The 9531-nt window shown below is 73.8% G+C and carries 7 protein-coding genes; 5 read left to right on the top strand and 2 right to left on the bottom strand.

All coding sequences use genetic code 11. The annotated features are described in order from the left end of the window. Positions 1 to 71: 71 nt before the first annotated feature. Both Q4D18_RS09800 and Q4D18_RS09795 read right to left on the bottom strand, forming a co-directional pair. Complete coding sequence (locus Q4D18_RS09800) at positions 72 to 1289, bottom strand: class I SAM-dependent methyltransferase (protein WP_303127830.1); 1218 nt, start codon at positions 1287 to 1289, stop codon at positions 72 to 74. After that, positions 1282 to 1983, bottom strand: coding sequence for a YigZ family protein (locus tag Q4D18_RS09795; RefSeq protein ID WP_303127829.1), 702 nt, complete (start codon positions 1981 to 1983; stop codon positions 1282 to 1284). Before Q4D18_RS09795 ends, Q4D18_RS09800 begins: the two co-directional genes overlap by 8 nt. Positions 1984 to 2141: 158 nt before the next feature. Here Q4D18_RS09795 and coaE (Q4D18_RS09790) point away from each other — a divergent pair, with 158 nt between their 5' ends. Genes coaE (Q4D18_RS09790) through Q4D18_RS09770 form a run of 5 tightly spaced genes read left to right on the top strand, consistent with a single transcriptional unit; the run spans position 2142 to position 9388 of the window. Next, the gene (gene coaE / locus Q4D18_RS09790) at positions 2142 to 4511 is read left to right on the top strand and encodes a dephospho-CoA kinase (RefSeq protein WP_303127827.1); all 2370 of its coding nucleotides are present in this window, start codon (positions 2142 to 2144) and stop codon (positions 4509 to 4511) included. Continuing rightward, positions 4508 to 5155: a dephospho-CoA kinase gene (coaE, locus tag Q4D18_RS09785; RefSeq protein ID WP_303127824.1), complete on the top strand. Its 648-nt coding sequence runs from the start codon at positions 4508 to 4510 to the stop codon at positions 5153 to 5155. Before coaE (Q4D18_RS09790) ends, coaE (Q4D18_RS09785) begins: the two co-directional genes overlap by 4 nt. A gap of 37 nt (positions 5156 to 5192) precedes the next feature. Then, positions 5193 to 7325 carry an excinuclease ABC subunit UvrB gene (gene uvrB / locus Q4D18_RS09780; RefSeq protein ID WP_303127821.1) on the top strand — a complete coding sequence of 711 codons (2133 nt, stop codon included), beginning with the start codon at positions 5193 to 5195 and terminating at the stop codon, positions 7323 to 7325. Continuing rightward, a complete protein-coding gene (locus tag Q4D18_RS09775; protein WP_303127819.1) occupies positions 7322 to 8662 on the top strand; it encodes an MFS transporter in 1341 nt (446 codons plus the stop codon). Before uvrB ends, Q4D18_RS09775 begins: the two co-directional genes overlap by 4 nt. A 27-nt stretch (positions 8663 to 8689) precedes the next feature. Then, positions 8690 to 9388 (top strand): hypothetical protein, encoded by a 699-nt coding sequence (locus Q4D18_RS09770; protein ID WP_303127818.1) that lies wholly within the window; start codon positions 8690 to 8692, stop codon positions 9386 to 9388. Positions 9389 to 9531 lie beyond the last annotated feature (143 nt).

Genomic DNA, 9531 nt, shown 5'->3' with positions numbered 1-9531 from the left:
CGTGCGCGGGGCCGGGGCGGCGCACGCGGCGGCCATGAGGCAGGCGGCGGCGAGCACGCGGACGCGGGCGCTCAGCGGCGGCTGGAGACCGTCACGGTGAACGTGCGGTCCCGGGCCACCTGCCGCGTGGGTCCCACGAGGTCCTCCAGCACGGGCCGGTAGCGCAGGTGGGAGTTCCACACGCACCACAGGCGGCCGCCGGGCGACAGGACGCGCGCGGCCTCGGCCACGAGGCGGTGCGCCACCGAGGGGTCCACCGCGTTGCCGTCGTGGAACGGCGGGTTGAGCAGGACGCACTCCTCGGATCCGTCCGCCCAGGTGGCCAGGGCGTCGTCGCGGACGGCCCGGACCCGGTCGGCCACGCCGTTCGCGCGGGCGGTGGCCAGGGTCGAGGCCACGGCCACCGCGGACTGGTCCGTGGCCGTCACGGCCACGTGCGGCCACAGCCGGGCGGCGCCCACGGAGAGCAGCCCGTTGCCGCAGCCGAGGTCGACGACGCGGCCGGGCGGGCGCGCGTCCGCGGCCAGGGCGGTCAGCAGCAGGAGGGAGCCGGGGTCCGCCGCGGCGCCGCCGAAGGTGCCCGCGTGGGCGACCAGGCGCAGCCGGCCGACGCCGGGGACGTCCCGGACCGCCTCCTCGGCGGGGCGGGGAGCGAGCCCCGGGCGGGGGCCACGAGCGGTGAGCACACGGGCCTTGCGGCGTCCGCGTCCGGCCACCACGTCCTCGAACGCGGCGCCGAGCATGGCGTTCATCCGCGGGCTCATGTGCTTGTCCCGACCGCCGGCGAGCAGCACGACCTCGGGCTCGGCCTGCCGGGCCACGAGGCGGGCGAGGCGGTCCAGCTCGTCCAGGGAGCGCGGCAGGGGCAGCAGCACCGTGCGGACGCCGCGGACCGCGTCCTCGGGCGCGTCGGCCCGCTGCAGGGACCCGGCCTCGGGACCCAGGCGCCCGGCCGCGCGCCACGCGGCGAGGTTGGCGTCGAGGGAGCGCTCGGCGGAGGCGTCGTCCTGATGGACGCGCACCGGGTGCCCGGCGGCGAGCAGGGGCAGGGTCAGCGCCCCGTGCCGGTCCTCGAGGACCGCCACGGGACCGGGGCGGTGCCCGCAGGCCGCCCAGCCGGCGAGCGTGTCCAGCAGGAGCAGGTCCGCGGCGTCGTGGGCCTGGCGGCCATTCTCCGCGGGCAGCGGCCAGCGGGACAGCGCCGCGAAGTCCACGTCCGCGGTCAGGTCCTCCGGCAGTCCGCCCAGGACGACGTCCGGGGTCCGCCCCGGGGCCGGCGGCTCAGTCATGGTCCACCCACTCCTCTCCGATGCGCTCGGCGCGCGCGGCGCCGGCGGTGACGTCCGCCAGGCGCGCGGCGAACGCGTCGCGTCCCTCGTCCGTGTCCGGCACGCCCACGGTCAGCCGCACGCCCGACGCGCCGTAGGCGGCGTCCTGCACGGCCACCCCGGCCGCCCGCAGCTCGTTCTCCCACCGGCCGGCGTCGGCATGCGGCGCGTCGAGGCCCAGCAGGGCCATCCGGGAGCGCGACACCAGGGGCGCCGCGTCGAGCGCCCCGGACACGGACTCCGAATAGGCGCGCACCAGGCCGCCCGCGCCCAGCTTGATCCCGCCGAACCAGCGCACGACGACGGCGCACACGTCCGTCAGGTCGGCGCGGCCGTCCGCGGTCTCCCGCAGGGCGAGCGCCTCGAGCATGGGCGCGCCGGCGGTGCCCGCGGGCTCGCCGTCGTCGTTGGAGCGCATCCGGTCCCGGGCCGGGCCGAGGATGAACGCGCTGCACACGTGCCGCGCGTCGTGGTGACGGCGGCGCAGCGCGGCGATCATCTCGCGGGCCCGCGGCTCGTCCTCCACCCGTCCGAGGTAGGTGAGGAAGCGGCTGCGCCGGATCTCCGTCTCCCGCACGAGCCAGCCCTGCGGATCCCGCGCGGACGCGGGCAGGACCGTGCACTGCACGGCGGCGTCGGGGGAGGATGCGGGCATGCCCTCCACCCTAGGGTGTGGCGGGATTCCAGGCCCCGCCGTCCAGCAATGGGAGGGCATTGAGTACAGTGGTGGTCCGTGCCACCAGGGCACCGGCCCACCGGTGAGCGTGCACACGTGCCGCCGCGGGCCTCCCTCGACCCCGTCCCGGGAGACTCATGACTTCCCCGCTCACCAGACTGCACGACGCCTTGGGGCTGCGGACCACGCCCGCGATCTTCTTCGGCTCGGCCGCCGTCATCATCCTCTTCACCATGGCCATGGGCCTGTTCCCCGGACCCGTGCAGGCCGGCTTCGGCGTGGTCTCCAGCTGGCTGCGCTACGACGCCGGCTGGATCTACACGCTCAGCCTCACCCTGCTGGTGGTCTTCCTCCTCCTGCTCGCCGTGACCCGCTACGGCCGCGTGAAGCTCGGCGACGACGACGCGGTGCCGGAGTACTCGGGCCTGACCTGGTTCGGCATGATGTTCGCCGCCGGCGTCGGCGCGGTCCTGATGTTCTGGGGCATCGCGGAGCCGATGAACCACTACGCCAACCCGCCCCTGGCCGGCACGGAGCCGTTCTCCGACCGCGCCGCCTCCGAGGCGATGGCGATCGCGAACTTCCACTTCGGCATCCACATGTGGGCCATCCTCCTCGTGCCGGGCCTGTGCTTCGGCTACTTCACGTACAAGCGCAAGCTGCCGCCGCGCGTGTCCTCGGCCTTCCAGCCCCTGCTGGGCGACCGCATCCACGGCCCCATCGGCAAGACCATCGACATCATCGCCGTGGTCTCCACCGTGTTCGGCCTCGGCGTCTCCGTGGGCCTGGGCGCCCTGCAGATCAACGCCGGCATGAACTACGTGTTCGGCACCCCCGTCGCCGGCTGGGTGCAGGCGCTCATCCTGGCGATCATCACCGCCGTGGGCACCGCCTCCGTGCTGGCCGGCATGGACAAGGGCGTGAAGCGCCTGTCCTACGCGAACATCCTGCTGGCCATCGCGCTGCTCGTGTACGTGCTCATGTGGGCCGTCTCCACCATGGACGTTGTGCGCGGCACCGTGCAGGCGGTCGGCGAGTACGTCTCCATGCTGCCGATGCTCTCGACCTTCAACGACACCTACAACTCGGGTCAGTGGTCCGGCGACTGGACGGTGTTCTACTGGGCCTGGACCGTGACCTGGGCCCCGTTCGTGGGCATGTTCTTCGCCCGCATCTCCCGCGGCCGCACCATCCGCTCGTTCATCTTCGCCGGCCTGGGCCTGCCCACCGCGTTCGTGATCATCTGGATGGGCATCTACGGCTACTCCGCGTTCCAGTCTGACCGCGCCACCGCGGCCGCCCCGGACGCCGGCGGCGACCTGACCCAGACGATCGTGACCGAGGGCAACGTGCAGGCCGCGCTGTTCCAGCACCTACAGAGCATGCCGCTGTACGCCGTGGCCGCCGGGCTCGCGCTCGTTGTCATCACCCTGTTCTTCATCACCTCCATCGACTCCGGCGCCCTCGTCATGGACGCCATGGCCAACGGCCACGAGGACCCGGCCCCGCGCCGCCAGTCCGTGCTGTGGGCCGTCTCCATCGGCGCCGTCTGCGCGGCCATCATCCTCACGGCCGGCGAGAACGGCCTCGCCGCGCTCCAGGAGGTCATCATCGTCATCGGCCTGCCGATCCTGCTGATCACCGTGACGCAGGCGGGCCTGCTCCTGCAGGCCCTGCGCGAGGACGCCGGCACCGCCCGCCCCCTGCGCACCCGCCAGTGGAAGCCCGTGCTGCCCGCGGAGGAGTACCACCGGCGCGCCACCGAGGACGGTGTGGACGTCTCCGACTACGTCATCCGCCCCGAGTTCGAGCTGGGCACCGAGCCGGAGCACGACACCCACACCCCCAACACGTGGCATCAGCAGCGCACCGTCGCGGCGAAGGCCCTCGTCACCGTGGGCCTCACCGGCGGCATCGCCGCGGGCCGCACCGTGGTGGGCGAGGAGCTCGAGCGCCTGGGCGCCGTCGTCGTGGAGTTCGACGACCTCATGGGCGAGATCCTCGTGCCCGGCAGCCCCGTGCTGGCGGAGCTGCGCGAGGTGTTCGGCGACGACGTCGTCCGGGCGGACGGCACCCTCGACGCGCGCACTCTCAACCGCCTCACCGCGGAGAGCACCACGGCGCGCACCCGCATGTACGAGATCGTCTCGCCCGCGGTGCGTGACGAGGCCAACCGCCGGGCCCGCGAGATCGGCGACGACTCCGTGCTCGTCGTGGACCTCGCCCTGCTGGCCGAGACCGGCTCGGCGCGGGACTTCGACCAGGTCCTGTCCGTCTCGGCCCCGGCCGAGCAGCGGGTGGCCCGCCTGATGGCCTCCCACGACCTGGAGCGCGAGCGCGCCTGGGCGTTCATCGACGAGGAGGCCCCGGACGCCGAGCGCGCGGCGATCGCCGACACGGTGCTGGAGAACGACGGCACCCTCGAGGACCTGCACGAGGCCGTGCGGGCATACTGGGAGGCCAGGATCCAGCCTGAGATCGACGCCGCCCGAGGAGTGAGCCCATGACCGAGTCCGTCCCCGTCGCCGACCGGCCGCGGATCCACGTCGGCCTGACCGGTGGGATCGCCGCCGGCAAGTCCGAGGTCGCCCGTGTCCTGCAGGAGCGCGGCGCGCTCCTCGTGGACTCGGACGCCCTCGCCCGCCTGGTCCTGGAGAAGGGCACCGAGGGACTGGCCGCGGTCCAGGACGAGTTCGGGGACCGGGTGCTCACCGCCGACGGCGAGCTCGACCGGGTGGCCATGGCCCGCATCGTCTTCGGCGACGCGCAGGCGCGCCAGCGGCTGAACCGGATCGTGCACCCGCGGATCCGGGCCGCGGCCCGGCGCATCGTGGCCGAGGTCGGGCCGGACGCCGTCGTGGTCCAGGACGTGCCCCTGCTGGTGGAGACCGGCCAGCAGGACTCCTATGACCTCGTGATCGTGGTGGAGGCGCCCCTCGAGGAGCGCCTGCGCCGGATGACCGAGGACCGGGGCATGAGCCTGGAGGACGCCCGAGCGCGCGTCGACGCGCAGGCCACCGACGAGCAGCGGCGCGCGGCCGCGGACGTGGTCATCGTCAACGACGCCGACCTCGAGCGCCTCGCCTCCGCCGCGAACCAGGTGTGGGACCGGTTCCTCGCCCCGCGGGAGGGTGAGCCCTCGGCGGACTGACCTCTGCCGCATCCGGGGCGCGACGTAGGGTTCTCCCATGAGCCTGGCCCAGAAGATCAACCGTGTCGTCGCCCCCTTCGAGGTCGTCTCCCCCTACCAGCCCTCCGGCGACCAGCCCCAGGCGATCGCCGAGATCGCGGAACGCGTCCAGGCCGGCGAGAAGGACGTCGTCCTGCTCGGCGCCACCGGCACCGGCAAGTCCGCCACCACCGCGTGGGTCATCGAGAAGCTCCAGCGCCCCACCCTCGTGATGGTCCAGAACAAGACCCTCGCCGCGCAGCTGGCCAACGAGTTCCGCGAGCTGCTGCCCAACAACGCCGTCGAGTACTTCGTCTCCTACTACGACTACTACCAGCCCGAGGCCTACGTCCCCCAGACGGACACCTTCATCGAGAAGGACTCCTCCATCAACGAGGAGGTCGAACGCCTCCGCCACTCCGCCACCAACGCGCTGCTCACCCGCCGCGACGTCGTCGTCGTCGCCACCGTCTCCTGCATCTACGGCCTCGGCACCCCCGAGGAGTACATCGAGCAGATGGTCACCCTCCGCCGCGGCCAGGAGCTCGACCGCGACGTCCTGCTCCGCCAGTTCGTGCAGATGCAGTACGTCCGCAACGACGTCGACTTCCACCGCGGCACCTTCCGCGTCCGCGGCGACACCGTCGAGATCATCCCCATGTACGAGGAGCTCGCCGTCCGCATCGAGTTCTTCGGCGACGAGGTCGACTCCATCCAGACCCTCCACCCCCTCACCGGCCAGGTCGTCCGCGAGGAGGAGGAGATGTACATCTTCCCCGCCTCCCACTACGTCGCCGGCGACACCCGCATGGGCAAGGCCATCACCACCATCGAGGACGAGCTCCGCGCCCGCCTCCAGGAGCTCGAGTCCCAGGACAAGCTCCTCGAGGCCCAGCGCCTGCGCATGCGCACCACCTACGACCTCGAGATGATGCAGGAGATGGGCTACTGCAACGGCATCGAGAACTACTCCCGCCACATCGACGGCCGCCCCGCCGGCTCCGCCCCCCACTGCCTCCTCGACTACTTCCCCGACGACTTCCTCCTCGTCGTCGACGAGTCCCACGTCACCATCCCCCAGATCGGCGCCATGTACGAGGGCGACATGTCCCGCAAGCGCACCCTCGTCGAACACGGCTTCCGCCTGCCCTCCGCCATGGACAACCGCCCCCTCAAATGGGACGAGTTCCTCGAGCGCATCGGCCAGACCGTCTACCTCTCCGCCACCCCCGGCGCCTACGAGCTCTCCCAGGCCGACGGGTACGTGGAGCAGATCATCCGCCCCACCGGACTCGTCGACCCGCAGATCGTCGTCAAGCCCACCGAGGGCCAGATCGACGACCTCCTCGAGCAGATCCGCGTCCGCACCGCCAAGGACGAACGCGTCCTCGTCACCACCCTCACCAAGCGCATGGCCGAGGACCTCACCGAATACCTCCTCGACGCCGGCGTCAAGGTCGAGTACCTCCACTCCGACGTCGACACCCTCCGCCGCGTCGAACTCCTCCGCGAGCTCCGCCTCGGCACCTTCGACGTCCTCGTCGGCATCAACCTGCTCCGCGAGGGCCTCGACCTGCCCGAGGTCTCCCTCGTCGCCATCCTCGACGCCGACAAGGAGGGCTTCCTCCGCTCCACCACCTCCCTCATCCAGACCATCGGCCGTGCCGCCCGCAACGTCTCCGGCGAGGTCCACATGTACGCCGACAACATCACCGACTCCATGCGCCGCGCCATCGACGAGACCGAACGCCGCCGCGCCGTCCAGATCGCCTACAACGAGGAGCACGGCATCGACCCGCAGCCCCTCCGGAAGAAGATCGCCGACATCACCGACCAGCTCGCCCGCGAGGACGCCGACTCCGCCGACCTCCTCAAGGGCATGGGCGGCGTCAAGGCCGGCTTCACCTACGGCATGGGCCACCGCGGCCTCTCCTCCCTCGACCGGGACACCCCCGGCAGGGCCGACAACAGCCCAGCCCCCGGCATCGACCCCGCCGCCCTCCCCGCCAAAGACCTCGCCGACCTCATCACCCAGATGTCCGCCCAGATGCACCAGGCCGCCACCGACCTCCAGTTCGAGCTGGCCGCCCGCCTCCGCGACGAGATCGGCGAACTCAAGAAGGAGCTCCGGCAGATGAACCGCGAACAGTGACCGCCCCGCGCCCCCTCCTCGACACCACCCCCCGCCGCACCGCCCAACGCCGCACCCTCCGCACCCTCGCCGCCAGCCAGGTCTTCTCCGGCCTCGGCAACGGCTCCGCGCTCGCGGTCGGCTCCGTGATGGCCGTGGAGCTCAGCGGCCATGCCGGCTGGGGCGGCACCACCACCATGGCGATGTCCCTCGCCGGGGCGCTGAGCGCCCTGCCCCTGGCCCGCCTCGCCCTCGCCCGCGGACGGCGCACCGCCCTGACCGCCGCCTACGGCCTGGCCGCCCTCGGCACCGTCGGCATGGTGCTCGCCCCCGTCCTCGGCAGCTACCCCCTGCTGCTGGCGGCCGCCCTCCTGGTGGGCCTCGGCGCCGCGGGCAACCTCCAGGCCCGGTTCGCCGCCACGGACCTCGCCGACGACGCCACCCGCGGCCGCGACCTCGGCCTCGTGGTCTGGTCCATCACCCTCGGCGCCGTGGCGGGCCCGAACCTCATCGGCCCCGGCGCGGCGCTGGCGCGTCCCCTGGGCCTGCCCGACACCTCCGGCCCCTTCCTGCTGTCCCTGGCCGGGATGCTCCTGGCCGTGGCGATCCTGCAGGTCGGACTGCGGCCCGACCCCCTGACCACCGCCCTGCGCCTGGGCGCCGGGCCCGTGGCGCCGCGCCCGCGGCTGGCCGACGGCGTGGCGGTGCTGCGCCGGGAGCCCGCGGTGGCGCTGGCCGTGACGGCCGTGGTGACCGCCCACGCGGTGATGGTGGCCGTGATGTCCATGACCCCCGTGCACCTGGCCCGCCTGGCCCAGGACGCGGCCCGTCCCGAGTCGGCGGCCGGGGCGGCGCACGCCGGCCACCTGGACACCGCCCCGGACACCTTCGTGGTGATCGGCCTGGTCATCTCTCTGCACATCGCGGGCATGTACGCGCTCTCCCCGGTGATGGGGCACCTGGCGGACCGCTGGGGGCGGGTGCGCCTCACGGCGGCCGGGCTGGGCACGCTGACGGGCGCCTGCCTGCTCGCGGGGGCGGGGCGTGCGTCCGTGCCGGTGGTGACCGCGGGCCTGGTCCTGCTGGGGCTGGGCTGGTCCGCGGCCACCGTGGCCGGCTCGGCCCGGGTCTCCGAGGTGGTGACCGGCACGGACCGGGTCCTGGTGCAGGGCGTCACCGATGCCGGCATGGGCCTGGCGGGGGCGTGCGGCGCGGGCCTGGCCGGCGTCGTCCTGGGGGCGCTCGGCTACGGGGGGCTGGCGGTGCTGGCCGCAGGCCTGGCCCTCGCCGTGGCGCTGGCCGTGCTGCGGGGTGCACGCACCGGAGGTCGACGTGACAGGAATGCTGATATCCACTGAATATCAGTGATCCTGTAACATCAGACCATGACCCCTCGCCGCCCGGACGCCGCCCCCGACGACCACCCCTCACGGGGCGTGGCCGTGATCGCGGACATCGTGGGGTCCCGGACGCTCGACGATCGCCCGGCCGCCCAGGGTGCGATCCTCGACGCCTTCGCCGCCGCGGAGCGCCAGGTGCCCGCCCTCCTGCCCGGCTGGGCCACCGTGGGGGACGAGTTCCAGTGCCTCCACGGGCACTGGACGGACGCCGTCCGCGCCGTCCTGCGCGTGGACCTGGGGCTGCCGGCGGGGCTGGCGCTGCGGTTCGGCCTCGGCGAGGGCGAGCACCGCGAGATCGACGCCGGCGCGGGGGAGGGCGGCCCCATCCTGGACGGCTCCGCGTGGCACCGCGCCCGCGGTGCGCTCGAGACCGCCGCCTCCCGTGCGCCCGGCGCCGCCGCGGCCTTCGTCGGACCGGACCCCCAGCTCTCCCTGGCCGTGGACGGCCAGCTGCTGCTGCGCGACCACCTCGTGGGCCGGCTGCGGGCCCGGGAGCGCCGCCTCGCGGCCGCCCTGCTCGCCGGGAGCACCCAGGCCGAGGTCGCGCGTCGGGAGCGCATCACGCAGTCGGCGGTGTCCCAGGCCGTCTCCCGCGCCGGCATCCGGGAGCTCCTGGACCTCGACGCCGCCCTCGCGGCGGGAGCGCCCGCGCCCGGTGCGGCCGACGGGCGGGCGCAGGCATGACGGCCCTGGTGCTGCTCGCCCTGGGCGTCCACGACCTCACCGCCGTGGCGCCCGGTCCCGCGGCCCGCCGCCCCTGGGTCCGGCTCGCCGCCGCGGTCGCCGCGATCGAGGAGCACGCCCCGGACGTGCTCTTCGTGACCAGC

The sequence above is a fragment of the Micrococcus sp. genome, from assembly GCF_030523875.1.
GTDB lineage: Bacteria > Actinomycetota > Actinomycetes > Actinomycetales > Micrococcaceae > Micrococcus.
Note: the sequence above shows the minus strand (reverse complement) of the source record. Positions and strands in the feature narration are given on the sequence as shown.

Excerpts from the sequence above, each read along its gene's own strand:
- Q4D18_RS09770 (WP_303127818.1), top strand. The coding sequence starts at position 8,690 with ATGACCCCTCGCCGCCCGGACGCCGCCCCCGACGACCACCCCTCACGG.
- Q4D18_RS09795 (WP_303127829.1), bottom strand. The coding sequence starts at position 1,983 with ATGCCCGCATCCTCCCCCGACGCCGCCGTGCAGTGCACGGTCCTGCCC.
- uvrB (WP_303127821.1), top strand. The coding sequence starts at position 5,193 with ATGAGCCTGGCCCAGAAGATCAACCGTGTCGTCGCCCCCTTCGAGGTC.
- coaE (WP_303127824.1), top strand. The coding sequence starts at position 4,508 with ATGACCGAGTCCGTCCCCGTCGCCGACCGGCCGCGGATCCACGTCGGC.
- coaE (WP_303127827.1), top strand. The coding sequence starts at position 2,142 with ATGACTTCCCCGCTCACCAGACTGCACGACGCCTTGGGGCTGCGGACC.
- Q4D18_RS09800 (WP_303127830.1), bottom strand. The coding sequence starts at position 1,289 with ATGACTGAGCCGCCGGCCCCGGGGCGGACCCCGGACGTCGTCCTGGGC.